11 protein-coding genes are annotated in these 16,147 nt (G+C 63.4%); 6 read left to right on the top strand and 5 right to left on the bottom strand.

The window, feature by feature from the left end; genetic code table 11:
- Positions 1 to 481 precede the first annotated feature (481 nt).
- The gene (locus IGX34_RS18980; protein WP_192557309.1) at positions 482 to 790 is read right to left on the bottom strand and encodes an XAC0095 family protein; all 309 of its coding nucleotides are present in this window, start codon (positions 788 to 790) and stop codon (positions 482 to 484) included.
- Positions 791 to 1,395: 605 nt separating this feature from the next.
- On the opposite strand from IGX34_RS18980, the gene IGX34_RS18975 reads away from it, so the two are divergent.
- The 5 genes from IGX34_RS18975 to IGX34_RS18955 all read left to right on the top strand — a co-directional run bounded on the left by IGX34_RS18975 (position 1,396) and on the right by IGX34_RS18955 (position 7,852).
- The gene (locus IGX34_RS18975; protein WP_192557308.1) at positions 1,396 to 3,051 is read left to right on the top strand and encodes a multicopper oxidase family protein; all 1,656 of its coding nucleotides are present in this window, start codon (positions 1,396 to 1,398) and stop codon (positions 3,049 to 3,051) included.
- Between the two features lie 204 nt (positions 3,052 to 3,255).
- A complete protein-coding gene (locus tag IGX34_RS18970) occupies positions 3,256 to 5,295 on the top strand; it encodes an alkaline phosphatase family protein (RefSeq protein WP_192557307.1) in 2,040 nt (679 codons plus the stop codon).
- A 74-nt stretch (positions 5,296 to 5,369) separates the two neighbouring features.
- Positions 5,370 to 5,825, top strand: a complete 456-nt coding sequence (locus tag IGX34_RS18965) for a DUF3617 domain-containing protein (protein WP_192557306.1) — start codon at positions 5,370 to 5,372, stop codon at positions 5,823 to 5,825.
- A gap of 309 nt (positions 5,826 to 6,134) precedes the next feature.
- The gene (locus IGX34_RS18960) at positions 6,135 to 7,424 is read left to right on the top strand and encodes a hypothetical protein (protein ID WP_225737602.1); all 1,290 of its coding nucleotides are present in this window, start codon (positions 6,135 to 6,137) and stop codon (positions 7,422 to 7,424) included.
- Positions 7,425 to 7,558: 134 nt separating this feature from the next.
- Positions 7,559 to 7,852: a DUF6916 family protein gene (locus IGX34_RS18955; RefSeq protein ID WP_192557304.1), complete on the top strand. Its 294-nt coding sequence runs from the start codon at positions 7,559 to 7,561 to the stop codon at positions 7,850 to 7,852.
- On the opposite strand, the gene IGX34_RS18950 is transcribed toward IGX34_RS18955, so the two are convergent.
- The 4 genes from IGX34_RS18950 to IGX34_RS18935 all read right to left on the bottom strand — a co-directional run bounded on the left by IGX34_RS18950 (position 7,834) and on the right by IGX34_RS18935 (position 10,148).
- Entirely contained in the window at positions 7,834 to 8,403 is a 570-nt protein-coding gene (locus IGX34_RS18950; RefSeq protein WP_192557303.1) for a GNAT family N-acetyltransferase, read from the bottom strand. The two genes, IGX34_RS18955 and IGX34_RS18950, sit on opposite strands and share 19 nt — an antisense overlap.
- Before the next feature lie 65 nt (positions 8,404 to 8,468).
- Positions 8,469 to 8,996, bottom strand: coding sequence for a phage tail protein (locus IGX34_RS18945; RefSeq protein ID WP_192557302.1), 528 nt, complete (start codon positions 8,994 to 8,996; stop codon positions 8,469 to 8,471).
- A gap of 31 nt (positions 8,997 to 9,027) precedes the next feature.
- Positions 9,028 to 9,561, bottom strand: a complete 534-nt coding sequence (locus IGX34_RS18940) for a tail fiber protein (RefSeq protein WP_192557301.1) — start codon at positions 9,559 to 9,561, stop codon at positions 9,028 to 9,030.
- 47 nt (positions 9,562 to 9,608) lie between these two features.
- The gene (locus IGX34_RS18935) at positions 9,609 to 10,148 is read right to left on the bottom strand and encodes a phage tail protein (protein ID WP_192557324.1); all 540 of its coding nucleotides are present in this window, start codon (positions 10,146 to 10,148) and stop codon (positions 9,609 to 9,611) included.
- Positions 10,149 to 10,541: 393 nt separating this feature from the next.
- Between IGX34_RS18935 and IGX34_RS18930 the strand changes: the two genes are divergently transcribed.
- The gene (locus tag IGX34_RS18930) at positions 10,542 to 15,989 is read left to right on the top strand and encodes a fibronectin type III domain-containing protein (protein ID WP_192557300.1); all 5,448 of its coding nucleotides are present in this window, start codon (positions 10,542 to 10,544) and stop codon (positions 15,987 to 15,989) included.
- Positions 15,990 to 16,147 lie beyond the last annotated feature (158 nt).

Raw genomic sequence — 16,147 nt, 5'->3', positions numbered from 1 at the left:
AGCACATCCTGTGCTGACGAAAAGGCATGGGCGTCGTGCCCATGCCCCCTGCGGGGCCTTGTCCTCCCACCCTTCACCGCTCCCCAGGGGCCCCGGGTAGAGCAGCGCGCCATCCTGGCGCGCACTGTTTGCCGGCGCGTTGCGCCGGTAAAGGCGTGGCGCTCTGCACACGTGATGCTTTCTGCACACGTGAGGACGTAAGCAAGGCGCGCGCTGCGCCCTCTCCCCTGCGGGGAGAGGGTTGGGGTGAGGGGGCAATCTTGCGGCGATGGTGGTTCGAAGCGTGGCTTCGATGTTGGTTTATGGCGAGGGTGCCCCCTCACCTCGATCCTCTCCCCGTAGGGGAGAGGAGGAAGAGCGGTGGTTCGCGTGGCGATTATGTTTCGCCGTGCTCTGCTCCCTCTCCCCTGCGGGGAGAGGGCTGGGGTGAGGGGGACACTCTTGCGGCGATAGTGGTTCGAAGCGCGGCTTCGATGTTGGTTTATGGCGAGGGTGCCCCCTCACCTCGCTCCTCTCCCCGCAGGGGAGAGGAGGAAGAGCGGTGGTTCGTGCGGGTGGCGTGTTCTACGGCGTGCAGGGCATCTTCGAGCTGCACGGCGGCCATTTCGAAACACGTGCCCAACACGGAACGCCGAATTTCCAGCAGTTCGTCTTCCTCTTCTTTCGTTACTGCGTAAGTCATTTGCGCCAATAGACCCAAGTGATCGCGCAATTGCGTCAGCTTGCTATGAGCCTGTTCCGGTAGTGCCAGGCAAACCCCGGCTGCCGCTGCATGTCGTGCATCGTTCATTGTCTTTGCTCCATGTTGGTAAACACGCCGCACCTTGCGCACGGCGTGCAGGGCATACAGGAAAAATCCTGCGGTCAACGCCGGAAAGCTGCGCTTCCGGTTCGACACAACGCCCTTGGGGGCTCGACATTGTCTGAGTTGGACAACGATGAGGCAGCGGGGATGGGCACTGCGAAGGCACTGAGACGTGCACGTGCCGTATGATCGAATGTAACCATGATTAACTCCACGTTAGTTGGTTGTGGCCAGCGGATTGTTCGGTGTCTAGACCGTGCAATCCGCGCTTCTTTACATCATGTCGGGCGCGCTGCTTGGTCCCAAACAGTAAAAGCGCGCCCGACAGTGCAAGTTAACCTCGTAGTGACCAGCTTGTCTGTCGGCTAAATCCGGATATCGGCGCGGCGCTATGTAAGGCAAACGGACGACATCGTGCAGGCAGGTATGCCAGCCGTGTAAGAGACAGGCCGCCGGCGCTGCAACATTTCTGTCATCGCGGCTGCTTAGGGTGAGCCCATGACTCTCGCATGCCATGCCCGCGGACCGTCGCCTGTCCGCCTCCGCAGCGTCGTCGCTGCGTATCCACTCCCTTTTCGGGAAGCGCACACATGACGCTCTCACGACGCGGATTCCTACGCGGTGCCGGCGGCCTGATCGGCGTGTATGCCCTGGCCGATGCCTGGCGCAAGGCAGAGGCGTTTGCGCCGATGCCGATGAGCATGCCGATGGCCTCACGCACGTCAGCGGCGATGCTGGCGGCGCCGAAGGTGCCGCTGATCAATCCCACGGGGCTGGCGCGCTTTGTCGATCCGCTGCCGATTCCGCCGGTAATGCGTGCGGCGGGGCAGCGGGCGCATCCGCACGATCCGGGCAGGCAGCTGCCGTATTACCGCCTGCAGATGCGTGCGTTCAAGGCGAAGCTGCATCGCGATGTGCCGGCCACGCCGCTCTGGGGTTATGAAGGCCAGTTTCCGGGGCCTACTTTGGAAACGCGCCGCGACGAGCCCTTGCTGGTCGAATGGGCGAATGCGCTGCCGGCGCAACATTTCCTGCCGATCGACCACAACCTGCATGGCGCGGAAAAAAATCAGCCGGACGTGCGCGCGGTGACGCATGTGCATGGCGCGCGCGTGCCGGCGGACGCAGATGGTTATCCCGAACGTTGGTATACGCCGGGACATTCGGCGACGTATCTGTATCCGAACGGACAGGATGCGGCCACGCTGTGGTACCACGATCATGCGATGGGCATCACGCGCCTGAATGTTTATGCGGGCCTGGCCGGCACGTTTATCGTGCGCGATGCGCAGGAGCAGGCGTTGAACTTGCCGTCCGGCGATTACGACATTCCGCTGATGCTGTGCGATCGCCTGCTGGCGCAGGACGGCCAGCTGTATTACCCGGTATCCGACGATCCGGATGCGCCGTGGGTGATGCAATGCAATGGCAATCTGCCGTTGTGCAACGGCAAGATTTTTCCGTATCTGGAGGTGGAGCCACGCAAGTACCGCTTCCGGCTGATCAACATCGCCAATACCAGCTTCTTCGATCTCACTTTGTCGCAGCAGCAGCCATTCCAGCAGATCGCCAGCGATCAGGGCCTGCTGGCCAAACCCGTGGAGCGGGCGCGAATTGAGCTGTATCCGGCCGAGCGTGCCGATGTGGTGATCGACTTTTCCGCGCTGGCTGGCAAGACCATGCAGTTGCGCCATCAATCGCAGGGCATTCTGGAATTTCGCGTGCGCGGCAGCGGCAAGCGCGATAGCTCCGTTGTGCCGGCGAGTCTGCGCGAGGTGCCGCGCCTCGATCCGGCCGGCGCGGTGAAGCATCGCGTGATGACCTTGAACGAAGTGGACGATGCCAATGGCAATGCGTTGAGCATGCAGCTGGATGGCAAGCGCTGGTCCGACCCGGTCAGCGAGAATCCGCGCCAGCACACGCTGGAGACCTGGAGCTTCGTCAACCTCACCGGCGATGCGCACCCGATCCACCTGCATCTGGTGCGCTTCCAGATACTGGACCGGCGCCCCTTCGATCTGTTCGCCTGGAATGCACGGCGCGAGCTGACGTTCACCGGCCCCGCGGTGGCACCCGAGCCGCACGAGCTGGGCTGGAAGGATACGGTGCGTGCGGATCCGGGCATGGTCACGCGCATTGCGATGCGCTTCGACGGCGAGCCGGGCCGGTATGTCTGGCATTGCCATTTCCTCGAGCACGAGGACAACGACATGATGCGACCTTACGACCTGCTGACGAATTCGTAAAACGGGCGTGAACGCAACGTGGTGGCGCATCACGTTTGTAGTCGCACTGTCATGTGCCGCTCACGCCATGTCGCGGAGCTGCCAACGTCGCGTCATCTAAGCGGCGCACACTTTCGCCGCTTGCGTGAGGCTCGCATGCGCGCAGGCGTAATCAGGGGGATTACTTCGATTGCAAGTTTGCAGCACTTGCAGGAGACACCAGTCATGCCCACGCAGTTTGGCCGTACCCGTTTGAAACCTTTTGCGTTGTGCTTGTTGGCGACCGGCGTTGTCGGCCTGGCCAATGCACAAACTTCCAATCCGCCGAACGATGCTCCGTTCCGCGCCAACGTGCCGACCACCGCGACCACGCCGGTGCATGGCCAGCCGGGCGGCATCGTCACGCTGTACAACCCCAACAACGGGCAGGACGCCAGCGATCACACGCGCACGCCGATCAAGCACGTGATCTTGTTGATCGGTGAAAACCGCACCTTCGATCACGTGTTCGCCACCTACACGCCGCCGGCCGGCCAGACGGTCAACAACCTGCTTTCCGAAGGCATCGTGAAGGCCGACGGCACGCCGGGCAAGAACGTGACCAAGGCCGCGCAGTGGCAGGCCAGCCAGACCGGCGATTATTCCAACTCGCCCACGCGCACCAGTGCATACGGCAACCTGCCGCAGATGAATACCGGCGGTGCGCCGACCCAACCGTACCTGGCTTCCGCCGCGCAGGCCCAAGCGATCGAGCCGGCACTGCCGAGCACCGATTACGCCGAACTGGCCGAAGGCGGCACTGGACTGCCGAACGATGTGGTCGACACGCGCTTCCCGTCGACGCTGGGCAATGCGCCGGTCGATATGCACGCTTCGATCAGCTACAACGACTACGCCAACAGCCCCGTGCACCGCTTCTTCCAGATGTGGCAGCAGTTGGACTGCAACGTGGCCAATGCCAGTGCGAAGAATCCCAGCGGCTGCCGCGCGGACTTGTTCCCGTGGGTGGAAGTGACCATGGGTGCGGGCAACAACGGTGCGGCCTTCCCGGCCAACTACACCGACCAGAGCACGGGTGAAGGTTCCACCTCGATGCAGTTCCTCAACATGGCCCAGGGCGATGCGCCGTATTTCAAGCAGCTGGCCGAGCAGTATGCGCTGAGCGACAACTTCCACCAGTCGGTGATGGGCGGCACGGGTGCCAACCACATCATGCTGGGCTTCGGCGATGCGATCTATTACGCCGACGCGAATGGCGATCCGGCCGTACCGCCGAGCAACCAGATCGAAAACCCGAACTCGCAGAGCGGCACCAACAACTGGTGGGTGCAGGACGGCTACAGCGGCGGTTCCTATGTGAACTGCGCGGATGACACGCAGCCGGGCGTGGGTGCAGTGCGCAAGTACTTGAAGAGCCTGCCGTACCACACCTTCCGCGGCACCGACTGCAAGTCGGGCGCCTACTACCTGGTGAACAACTACAACCCGGGCTATCTGGGCACGGGCGAACCCGCGCCGCTGGGCGATGACCAGTACACGGTGCCGCCGACCAAGCAGCAGAACCTCGCCTTGCTGCTCAACCGCCACCACGTGAGCTGGAAGTATTACGGCGAAGGCTGGGCCAACGGTGCGGAATCCGGCGAAGCCGGCACCTTCTGCAATATCTGCGATCCGTTCCTGTACTCCACCCAGGTGATGACCAACCCGACCCTGCGTGCGAACAACCAGGACATCAACAACCTCTACAGCGACATCCAGAACGGCACCTTGCCGGCGGTGGCGATCGCCAAACCGGACGGACTGCTGGACGGTCATCCGGCTTCGTCCAAGCTGGAGCTGTACGAAGGCTATGTGCAGAAGATCGTGCAGATGGTGCAGGCCAATCCGAAGCTGTGGGACAACACCGCCATCATGATCACCTTCGATGAAGGCGGCGGCTACTACGACTCCGGCTATGTGCAGCCGATCGACTTCTTCGGCGACGGCACGCGCATTCCGCTGCTGGTGGTGTCCAAGTACTCGACCGGTGGTCGCGTGGTGCACACTTACTTCGATCACGTGTCGTTCGACAAGTTTGTCGAGGCCAACTGGGGTATCCGCGAGACGATCTCCGGCCGCAGCCGCGACAACCTGCCTAACCCGATCCAGTTCAACAACAACCCGTATGTACCGGTGAACTCGCCAGCGATCGGCGACCTGATGGACATGTTCAATTTCCATCGCGGCTGGGAAGCCAACGGTAGCGTTGCCGCAACACAGAACTGAGTATCCTGCCGTGCATACCCCGCTCACCCAGGTGGGCGGGGTATGTTTTTTTCCCGTTGAAGCGGATAGCTACGATGAGCCTGTTTGCCCGTTCCGTCAGTCACTTCAGCCGCTGGTCCAATCCCGTTGCAGCCATGCTGCTGATCGGCGCCGCCAGCACCATCAGCCCGCGTGCGCATGCCGATCCGGGTGATTTCGGCGCGATGCCGGGTTTGTGGAAGATCACCTTGCACACGGTGAAGGGCGGCCATGGCGCGGATCTGGTGAAGTGGAAATGCCTGTACGACGGCGGCGATCCGTGGCCGACCTTTGTCGACGTGATGGCGCCGGAGCCGGATTGCCAACGCAGCGACGGACATCGCACCAGCACGGCGCTGGCGTGGAACGTCAGCTGCGGCGCGCACAGCGGACATGGACGGATCACGCTGGATTCCGCGGAGCATTACACCGGCAGCGTCAACGTGAACGGCCAGGATGTGTTGCAGGTGGAAGGCAAGCGCTACGCCGCCTGCACCGGCCCAAGCGACTGAGCGCAGTGCGTAGGTTGGGTTAGCGCAGCGTAACCCAACGATGTCGCTACGAAGAAAGATCGTTGGGTTACGTTGCGCCAACCCAAGCTACCTGCCCCACTTATTCTGGCCGCTGGCACCCCCGCGGCAGCGTCGAAATTTCACGCCGCTCCTACGCCGCTAAGGAGATCGTACGGCCCGTCCGGTTGCGTCGGACGGGGGATCGCAGCGGGCCGCACGATCGCCGCTGCGCGCGTACGAATTCAGAACGGGGGATCAACCATGCTTTTTGGAAAAGGCAGGGTCGCGGGTGCCGTGGCGGCGCTCGTGATGATGACGAGTGCCGCTTATGCAGGGACGTTTCCGGATTACGGCTACCAGCCACCGGATACCTATAAGGGGCCGATCTTTCAGCTCAGCCAGAGTTATCCGACCAGCTTGCCGAAGGAAACGCCGGCGTTCTTCAAGCTGCTGCCCGCCAAGCTCAGCAACGACTTCGAGCAATGGCGGCCGTATGTGGATGCGGTGGGCAAGTACTGCCTGGAAGGCAATGTGGAAAGCGACTGGTATGTGCAGAAGAACCTCGTGCGCAAGTGGTATCACGCACCGTGGCAGCACTACGGCCCGCTGGGCCGCGAGGGTATTCACGGCCTGACCAAGGAAGCGCAGATCCAATCGCAGCAGCTGGCGATCACCCAGACCACCACCGGCCAGACCTTTGCGGTAGGCATCTACAACGATGTCGGCGCCTACACCATCGGCCAGGTCTGGAAGGACCCGCAAAATCCCGATCCTTCCGTTACCAGCAAGCCCAATAGCTTTCACAACGGCACGGTGGTGTGCAAAGCGCTGTTCGCCGATGTGGACCTGAAGCAGGTGCCGTTCCTGGTCAATCCGGTGTTGTGGCAAGCCTACGTCACCGACGACTTCAACTCCGCCAACCGCGAAATCAAAAGCGTCGCCCTGATCCAGATGGACTTCGCGGTACGCGATACGCGCATACCCGGCACCGGCTGGATCTTCGGCACCTTCCAGTACAACGGCGCCGTGACCGGCAAGGCCAGCTGGGACAACCTGGTGCCGGTCGGCGTGATGTGGGGCAACGATCCGGAAAACACCGGCAACGACTTCACCAATCCCAAGCCGGCGGTGACCAAGATCAATCCGAAGATCCTCGAATCGGCGATCAACGCCAAGCCCGAACTGCCGCCCACGCATCTGGGCTGGAACGGGCGCCTGGACGGTCCGGTGGATAATCCGGTCAGCGCGTGCATGAGCTGCCATATGACGGCCGAAAGCCCGCAGCTGTCGCCGATGAATCCCACCTTCCAAGCCGATCCGCCGCCGGTCGGTTCCGTCGCCTGGATGCGTTGGTTCCAGAACGAGCCCGCCGGCGTGCCGTTCGATGCGGCAGCGCTAAGCACCGACTACAGCCTGCAGCTTGCCGGTGGCATCCAGAATTTCTACGACTGGAAGTGCACCCAGGATGGCGTCTTCGTGCAAGGGCCCAATGCTTGCCAGCAGGCCAAGAACTACCGCTTGAAGCTGATGAAGTCGGCGACGCCGCCGGCCAAGGTCTTCAAGGTGGAACGCGATCCGTCGCTTAACGAAATTCATTGACCGAGCGTGACGTCGCCGGGCCGCGCACATGCGCGGCCCGGCTTTTTTTCGCGCTTTCCCGGCTCATTGGAGCTGTTGTGCCTGTGGCATCCATGCGACACTTGCGCCTCGCCGAACCACAGGGGGGATGTGGCGTGCAAATTCTCACGCTGGAACATTTTGCCGGCCATATCAACGAGACGTTCACCGTGGATCTCGGCCACGGCAAGTCGCCGTTCGTGCTGGTCGAGGCGCGGTCCTTGCCGGTGACAGCCATACCGGGCCTGGTGCGCGCGCCGTTTTCGCTATTGTTCCATCACAGCGCGGCGGTGCTGTTTCCGCAGCGCATCTACCAGATGGAAGCGCCGGGTATCGGCGAGTTCGGCATCTTCCTGGTGCCGATCGCGCGCAACCAGGACGGCTTTATCTATCAGGCCGTATTCAACTGAGTCTTGCCGGCCGGCACCTGCCAACGCATGAGTTGGTGGAATCCTTCCATGGCCTCGTCGCGAAAGCCTAGTTCCCGATAGAGCTTATGCGCGCGAACATTGTGCTGCTCGACGTGCAGGGCGACGCTGCGGGCGCCATGGCGTTCTGCAGCAGCGAGCAGCTGCTGCAACAGCGCGCTGCCTACACCCTTGCCGCGATAGGCAGGCATCAGCCCGATGTCGACCACCAGCCAATCTTCTTTTTGGCGCGACACATACAGACGGCCGACCGGCGCGTGCCGGTGTTCCAGCACCAGGAATTCGGCCTGGGCGAAGTAGTGCACGAAGTGCCGGTGCTGCAAGGCGAACTGGCTATCCAGAAACGCATCCTTCGCACCCTCGGGCCATACGACCTGCGCCATTTCCTCGGCACGCGACCACGCATAAAGCTCGCGCAAGAATGCCGCATCGCTTTCGACCGCCCAGCGCAGGGCGTAGCCCTCGTGCCGAAGCCGTTCCGGCAGTTCGGTGGCGAAGAGCTGTTCGGGCGGAAACGCGGGAAGTGTCTGCACGTGAGGAAACATGCTAGGCGCGGACGCAACAGACCGGAGTGCGGTCTGTTGCGCGCGCAAAAACGTCAGGAAAACGACGGATAGGCGCCGCTCAATGCGATGCAGAAGTTCAAGGCAAGATAAGGCTGGCGGTTTTCATGCGGTTGATTGCCGCCAGAGGTGGCGAGCGTGGCGGGCAGCAGCGTGGTATTGGCGGCCTGATTGTTGTTGTAGTCCTCGAACACGCTGGAACTGGTAAGCGCCGCATTGGTCGCCGGTTGCGGCGAACGCGTACCGGTGCCGCCGAAGCCCTGGGCCGAATGGTTATGCATCGGCATTTCGTTGGAAATCAGCGTATGCGCCGCTTCGCCGAACGCCTCCCCGATAACGCGCTGCGTGAGCCCCAGCCCGGTGCCCTGGCTGCAGGGTGCGCGCGTGGTCAGGTTGGGCAACTGGAACGTGGACGTCCCGTTGCCGCCGTAAGCGGTGCCCAGCAAGGAGTAAAGCGTTGAGTATTGCGAGATGCTCACGGTCGCACCGTTGCACAGCGCCCAGCCGACCGGTGCAAAGTTGAAACCGAAGATTTGTACTTCGCCAAGAAAAGGTGTGGTCATGCCATTCTCCAAATAAGGTTGCGCGCAGTTGTCAGCTCTGTGAGGGGAAAATCCCCATCCAGGCAATGCAGAAAGACAGCGTCAACGTAGGCATGATGTTGTTGTGCGGCAGATTTCCACCCGATTGCCCGATCATGGCGGCGGCCATCGCGGCAGCGGTAGGCGTGCCGGTGATGTTCTGCAGATACATATGGTCGCTGGGCAACGCGCCGGGCTGTACCGTCGTGCCTGGCCCCACGGCGGTGGCAGCATTGGTGGTGGCCGTGAGGTTGTGGTTGTGCGCCGGCATCTGGTTGCTCAGCAAGGTGACATTTTCACTGCCGCCCGCTTGGCCGAGCACACGGGGGGTCAACCCCTGGCCGGTGCCCTGGTGCAGCGGCACCTGGCCGCGCAGGTCCGGCAGGCCGAAGGTGGTCACGCCATCGCCGCCATAGGTGGTGCCGAGCAAGGTAAACAGCACCTGGTAATTGGCGATGGACTGCAGGCTGCCGTCGCAGGCAAACCAGCCGGTGGGGATGCGTGGAAATGCAAGTAGGCGTATTTCGCCGACGTATGGTGTCGTCACGTTAATTCTCCTCCCGAAAACGAATGGGTCATCAAGTCATCAAGCCATCAACTGCGTGATGGATATATGCCGGTGAGAGCGATATTGAAGTTGATGACGCGAAACGGCTGCATGTTGCCATGCGGGCCGGATCCACCCGTCATGCTGATGGTTGGGGGATAGAGCGGGACGGTGTTGGTGCCGCCGGCTGCAAATACCGGAATGGTGGTGCTGTTGCTCGTACCCAGCAGGGCATTGGCCGGGGTCTTGCTGTTGCCGGTGGCGGTCGTGGCGTTGACCGGGTGCGTATGCATGGGCAACTGCTGCCCGATCAGCGTGACGTTTTCCACGCCGGCCACTTCCCCGATCGTATAGGGAGAGGGCTGCCAGCCCGGGTCCGCGGAAGGACCGCTGCCGGTAGGCGTGCGTCCCTGCAGATTGGGCAATTGAAAGTTGGTGGTGCCGTTGCCGCCGTATTGCACGCCGAGCAACGAAAATAGCGCCGTATTCTGCTGGATGGGCAAAAGTTGCCCATTGCAAAATGCAAAACCGCGCTGAGCAAATCCGAAGCCAGTCATCATGATCTGGCCGACATAGAACTCCGACATGCGACTTCCCCCTGTGATGGATGGTTGCAATGACATCCCGACACCGCGCGACGCTACACCGTCCTTGATGGCAATGACCACCGTTGCGGCGTGTCCCAGTCGATGTCCCCTGCTTACCGCAGCCCCTGCCGAGGCGTCCGCATGGTAGCGACGCCCGGTGCAGCAGATGTGATGAAACTGTGACGAAGATAACACTTGACTTGCAGGTACCCTCTCGACGACGTTATGCAGCGTTGAGTAGGGACCCCTGCAAAAGGATGCAGGCTCTTACTCAAGTTTCCGCGCTGTAGGCATTGGGGAAATCTCAAGTTTTTTCGCTACGCGCCGATGCGCGGCTTAGCGTATTTGGCATGTGCGCGCCAAGCGCTGCGGGTTGTCTCAGGGGTAGGGGCCATGATTCACACTATTTTCGCCCGCCATCGCGCGGCGTGCGCCGGGCTATTCGGTGCGTTCACTTCCGTGTTCGGCATGGGCTTGCTCCTGTGCCTGATGACGCTGGCGAGCCTCTGGCCGCGCGAAGCGGCGGCCTATACGACCCAGACCGGCTGCACCTTGACGATCACGTTCAACGCCAGCCCGCTCAATACGCAGCAGCGCTACAACTTGACCGGCAACGTCATCAGCGGAACCGGGGAAGCGGAGGCCTGCAGCCCCAACGGCGATATCCAGGCAACGCCAGGCGCGACGGTTTCGGGTGGCGGAAGCGGCAATCCTGGCGATCAAATCGCCGGACAGCACGGCACTTACACGCTCGAATACGACAGCAACGGCAACGAGTGGATCCTGTATACGCCGACCTCCTCCGTGTCGACCGGCTATACGGAGTCGATTGCGTTCTACGGCGATGACGGTATCTCGGTGGTCTACAACAACACCGCCAACATCACCATCCACATTGTCGCCACTGCCCCTGGCGCGCCGACCATTGGCGCCGCGACGGCTGGCAACGCCCAAGCCTCGATCACCTTCACCGCCCCAGGCAGCGATGGCGGTTCTCCCATCACCGGCTATACCGCCACCTCGAGCCCGGGCGGGCTGACCGGCAGCTGCGCCGCGTCGCCGTGTACGGTCACCGGCCTGACCAACGGTACGGCTTATAACTTCACCGTCACCGCCACCAATGGCGTCGGCACGGGTACGGCATCGGCAGCCTCCAACAGTGTCACGCCCTCGAGCGTGCCCAGTGCGCCCACCGGTGTGACCGCCAGCAGCAGTGCGCCGGCGCAGGCGACCGTCACCTTCAGTGCGGCCAACAACAACGGTTCGGCCATCACCGGCTACACCGTGACCTCCAGCCCTGCCGGTGGCATCGATTCCAGCGCGGGCACGACCTCGCTCAGCCATGTGATCACCGGCTTGACCAATGGCACGCCCTACACCTTTACGGTGACGGCGACCAATGGGGACGGTACCGGCCCGGCCTCGCCGGCCTCCAATAGCGTGACGCCGAAGGCGACGCAGACGATTACCTTCGCCAATCCGGGCACGCAGAACTTCGGCACGACGCCGACGCTTACGGCATCGTCCAATTCCGGTCTGACGGTGACGTTCTCCTCGACCACCACCGCGGTGTGCACGATCACCACCGCAGGCCAGCTTACCTTTGTCAGCGCCGGCAGCTGCACCATCAATGCGGACCAGGGCGGCAACGGCGTCTACGCGGCTGCGGCGACGGTCCCGCAGACGTTCCCGGTTGCGGCTGTCGTACCGGGGCCGCCCACCATCGGCACCGCCTCGACGACCACCACCCAGGCGACAGTGACCTTCACGGCGCCCGCCTTCACCGGCGGTGCCTCGATCAACCAGTACACCGCCACCAGCAGCCCGGGCGGCCTGACGGGGACCTGCGCCAATACGCCTTGCGTCGTGACCGGGCTTACCTACGGCACGGCCTACACCTTTACCGTAACCGCCAGCAATTCCGCCGGTACCGGTGCGCCGTCGGCGGCATCGAACAGCGTCACGCCGCTGGAAACGCAGACGATTAGCTTCTCCAATCCGGGTACGCAGAATTTCGGTACGACCCCGACGCTGACGGCCACCGCCAGCTCCGGCCTGACGGTGAACTTCTCCTCGAGCACGACGGCGGTGTGCACCATCACCAGCGGCGGCGCGCTCACCTTTATCACGACCGGCAGCTGCACCATCAATGCCAACCAGAACGGCAACGGCACCTACAGCGCCGCGCCGCAGGTGAGCCAGCAGTTCTCCGTGCAGGCAGTAGTGCCGGGCGCGCCGACCATCGGTGCGGTCACAACCAGCGGCCAGCAGGCGACGGTCAACTTTACCCCGCCGGCTTTCACCGGCGGCGCGTCGATCACTCAGTACACCGCCACCAGCAGCCCGGGCGGCCTCAGCAGTACCGGCTGTACCGCGTCGCCGTGTACGGTGGGCGGCCTTACCTACGGCACGGCCTATACCTTCACGGTCACGGCAACCAATTCGGCCGGCACCGGCGCGCCCTCGGCTGCGTCGAGCAGCACGACACCGCAGAACGCGCAGACGATTACCTTCTCCAATCCGGGCTCGCAGAACTTCGGTACCACGCCGACGCTGACGGCGACGGCGACGTCCAGCCTGACGGTGACGTTCACGTCGAGCACCACGGCCGTGTGCACGATCACCAGCGGCGGCACGCTCACCTTCATTACGGACGGCACCTGCACCATCAATGCCAATCAGGCCGGCAACGGAACCTACCTGCCTGCGCCGCAAGTCAGCCAATCGTTCAACGTCAACGCGATCGTACCGGGCGCGCCCACCATCGGTACGGCCGCTGCAGGCGATCAGCAGGCGACGGTGACGTTTACCGCGCCAGCCTCGTCGGGTGGCGCGTCGATCACCGGCTATACCGCCACCAGCAGCCCCGGCGGCAACACCAGTACCGGTTGTACCGCGTCGCCGTGTACGGTGACCGGCCTTACCAACGGCACGGCCTATACCTTTACGGTGACCGCTACCAACAGCGCCGGCACCGGCAGCGCGTCGGCCGCATCGAATGCGGTGACGCCGAAAGGCTCGCAGACGATCACCTTCGCCAATCCGGGCACGCAGTATTACGGCACCACGCCGACGCTGACGGCCTCGTCGACGTCGAGCCTGCCGGTGAGCTTCACGTCGAGCACGACGGCCGTGTGCACGGTGACCACGGGCGGCGTGCTGACCATCGTCACGCCGGGATCGTGCACCATCAACGCCAACCAGGCCGGCAACAATGCTTACCTGGCGGCGGCGCAAGTCAGCCAGACCTTTACCATCGCGGGCGTAGCGCCCAATCCGCCGACCATCGGCACGGCCACCGCCACCGATGCGCAGGCGAGCGTGACGTTTACGCCGCCGACCGTGACCGGCGGCGATGCGATCACCGGCTACACCGCGACCAGCAGCCCGGGCGGCGTGACCGGCACCTGCGTCAACTCGCCTTGCACCGTGAGTGGCCTCAGCAATGGCACGGCCTACACCTTCACGGTCACGGCGACCAATGCGGCCGGCACCAGCGTGGCCTCCGCGGCATCCAACAGCGTGACGCCCAAGGTGTCCGCGCAGATCACCAATTTCGCGGCCAACCCCGCGGCGCCGGTGTTCAAGCCCAGCGGCACGTTCACCGTATCGGCCACCGGCACCGGTTCGAGCAGCCCGGTGGTGTTCGCCGTGACGAATCCGCCGGGATCGGTGTGTTCCATCCAGGGCGCGACGGTAACCACGCTTTCGGCCGGTACCTGCAACGTCACCGCCAACCAGGCCGGCGACGGCAGCCATGTGGCCGCGCCGCAGGCAACGCTGGCGGTGAGCATCACCAATCCGCCGCCGCCGACGGTCAGCAACGCCAGTGCGAGCACCAACTACAACACCGCCACGACGGTCAATCTGAGCAGCAAGATCGCCGGTATCGACGTGACCTCGGTGGCGATCGCCCAGGCGCCGCAGCACGGCACCGTGACGGTGTCGGGCCAAAGCGTGACCTACACACCGTCCTCGACCTTCTACGGTGGCACTGACAGCTTTACCTATACCGCCACCAATCCCGGCGGCACGTCCGCGCCCGCGACGGTGACCGTCACGGTGGTGCCGTCCGCCGTGCCGGTGGCTGCGAGCCACACTATCGCCACGACCTCCGGCGTCGCCGTGTTGATCCAGGCGGTGGAAGGCGCCACCGGTCCGCAGCCGTTCGTCGGTGTCGGCGTCGCCACCCAGCCTGCGCATGGCAGCGCCGCGGCCAATGGCGAACAGATCACCTACACGCCGTCAGCCGGCTTCGTGGGCACCGACAGCTTCAACTATGTGGTGTCCAACCACTTCGGCCAGTCGCAGCCGGCAAGCATCACCGTCTCCGTGACCAAGGCCGGCCAGGCCAGCGGCTATACCAAGACGGTGATTACCTCGCCCGGCACGCCGGTATCGGTCAACCTGGGCAGCATCGTGCCGGGTACCTATAGCGGATCGAGCTTGCTCGGTCTCTCGCCGGGCAGCGCCGGCAATGTGTCGCTCAATCAGCCGACCGCACTCACGTTTACGCCGACCGGCAGCTTCACCGGCATGGTGCAGATCACCGCGGTGCTCAGCTCCGCCAGCGGCAGTCCGGTCACGGTCGATGTGTTGGTGCTGGTCACCAAGCAGCCGGATCCGTCCAAGAATCCGGACGTGCTCGGGCTGATCAATGCGCAGACCAATGCAGCGGAAATGTTCGCGCAGAGCCAGCTCGACAATATCCGTGGCCGCCTGGAAAGCCTGCATGACGGCGGCGGTTCGCTGTTCAGCAGCACCTTGTCGGTCAGCCTCGACGGCAAGCCGATGAGTGGCGGCGGCGCCAATGGACTACCCGGCCAGGCGCCGAACGGACAGCCGCAGCAGCCCGGCGACGCGGCAGGAACCGCCATGTGGCCGCAGCGCAGTGGCTTCATGCGCCCGGGCATCGGTGCCGGCGAAGCGCCGGACGGTACGCCGATCGCGTCCTCCGATCCTTCGGCCGCGCCGACGCCGACCACCATCGTGAAGGGCGGCCCGCAAGGACTGGGCGTGTGGATCGGCGGTACGGCGAACTTCGGTACCTTCGATTCGTATCGCCAGGCGGCCGGTTTCGACTCGGACAATATCGCCGTGACCGTCGGTGTCGACCAGCGCATCGGCAACACCGCCGTGCTCGGCATGAGCCTGGGCTACAACCACGACAACAGCGACATCTCCAACGACGGCACGCATAGCATCGCCAAGGGCTATAGCGCGGCGCTGTACGGCAGCTTCGCGCCTTCGGCCAATACCTATATCGACGGCGTACTCGGCGGCGGTGGCCTGAGCTTCGACAGCCAGCGCCGTGGCGAGAACTATGGCGACGACCTGCTCGGCCACCGTTATGGCGACCAGTGGTTTGCGTCCTTGACCGGCGGCTACGAATTCAAGTGGAGCAGCTGGCTGGTATCGCCGTACACGCGCCTGCAATGGTCGCTGTCGAGCTTGAATGCGTACTCGGAAACCGGCGATGTGACCGAAGCGCTGACCTATGGCAGCGAGCAGGTGCGCACCACGCAGGCGATCCTGGGCCTGCGCGCCAGCGGCGAGTACAAAGAGAGCTGGGGTATCGTGATTCCGCACTTCCGGCTCGAGCTGGGGCATAACTTCCAGGGCACCACCGACACCACCCTGAGCTATGCCTTCGTGCCTTCGGCCGGTTCGTGGAACGTGACCACCAATCCCTACAGCGCCAATGGCAATAGCGTGCAGGTGGGCTTCGGCAGCGACCTGCGGCTGTGGAGCGATTGGCTGATCACCACCGAATACGACTTCATGGCGCAGCCGCATGCGCACGATCAGATGATCAAGTTCGGGTTGAAGAAGCAGTTGTAAAAGGTCGACCCCTCTCCTCGCCGAGGAGAGGGATCGACGTAGGTTGGGTTAGCGCAGCGTAACCCAACGTTCTCCGCATCGTTGTGTATTGCGTGGGTGCCGCCATGGCGTGGCGATCTTCGGGGCACGGGCCATTGTTGGGTTACGCTGCGCTAACC

Origin of the sequence: Dyella acidiphila (genome assembly GCF_014863405.1) — a bacterium.
GTDB classification, from domain to species: domain Bacteria; phylum Pseudomonadota; class Gammaproteobacteria; order Xanthomonadales; family Rhodanobacteraceae; genus Dyella_B; species Dyella_B acidiphila.
Note: the sequence above shows the minus strand (reverse complement) of the source record. Positions and strands in the feature narration are given on the sequence as shown.

Excerpts from the sequence above, each read along its gene's own strand:
- IGX34_RS18980 (WP_192557309.1), bottom strand. The coding sequence starts at position 790 with ATGAACGATGCACGACATGCAGCGGCAGCCGGGGTTTGCCTGGCACTA.
- IGX34_RS18975 (WP_192557308.1), top strand. The coding sequence starts at position 1,396 with ATGACGCTCTCACGACGCGGATTCCTACGCGGTGCCGGCGGCCTGATC.
- IGX34_RS18970 (WP_192557307.1), top strand. The coding sequence starts at position 3,256 with ATGCCCACGCAGTTTGGCCGTACCCGTTTGAAACCTTTTGCGTTGTGC.
- IGX34_RS18965 (WP_192557306.1), top strand. The coding sequence starts at position 5,370 with ATGAGCCTGTTTGCCCGTTCCGTCAGTCACTTCAGCCGCTGGTCCAAT.
- IGX34_RS18960 (WP_225737602.1), top strand. The coding sequence starts at position 6,135 with ATGATGACGAGTGCCGCTTATGCAGGGACGTTTCCGGATTACGGCTAC.
- IGX34_RS18945 (WP_192557302.1), bottom strand. The coding sequence starts at position 8,996 with ATGACCACACCTTTTCTTGGCGAAGTACAAATCTTCGGTTTCAACTTT.
- IGX34_RS18935 (WP_192557324.1), bottom strand. The coding sequence starts at position 10,148 with ATGTCGGAGTTCTATGTCGGCCAGATCATGATGACTGGCTTCGGATTT.
- IGX34_RS18930 (WP_192557300.1), top strand. The coding sequence starts at position 10,542 with ATGATTCACACTATTTTCGCCCGCCATCGCGCGGCGTGCGCCGGGCTA.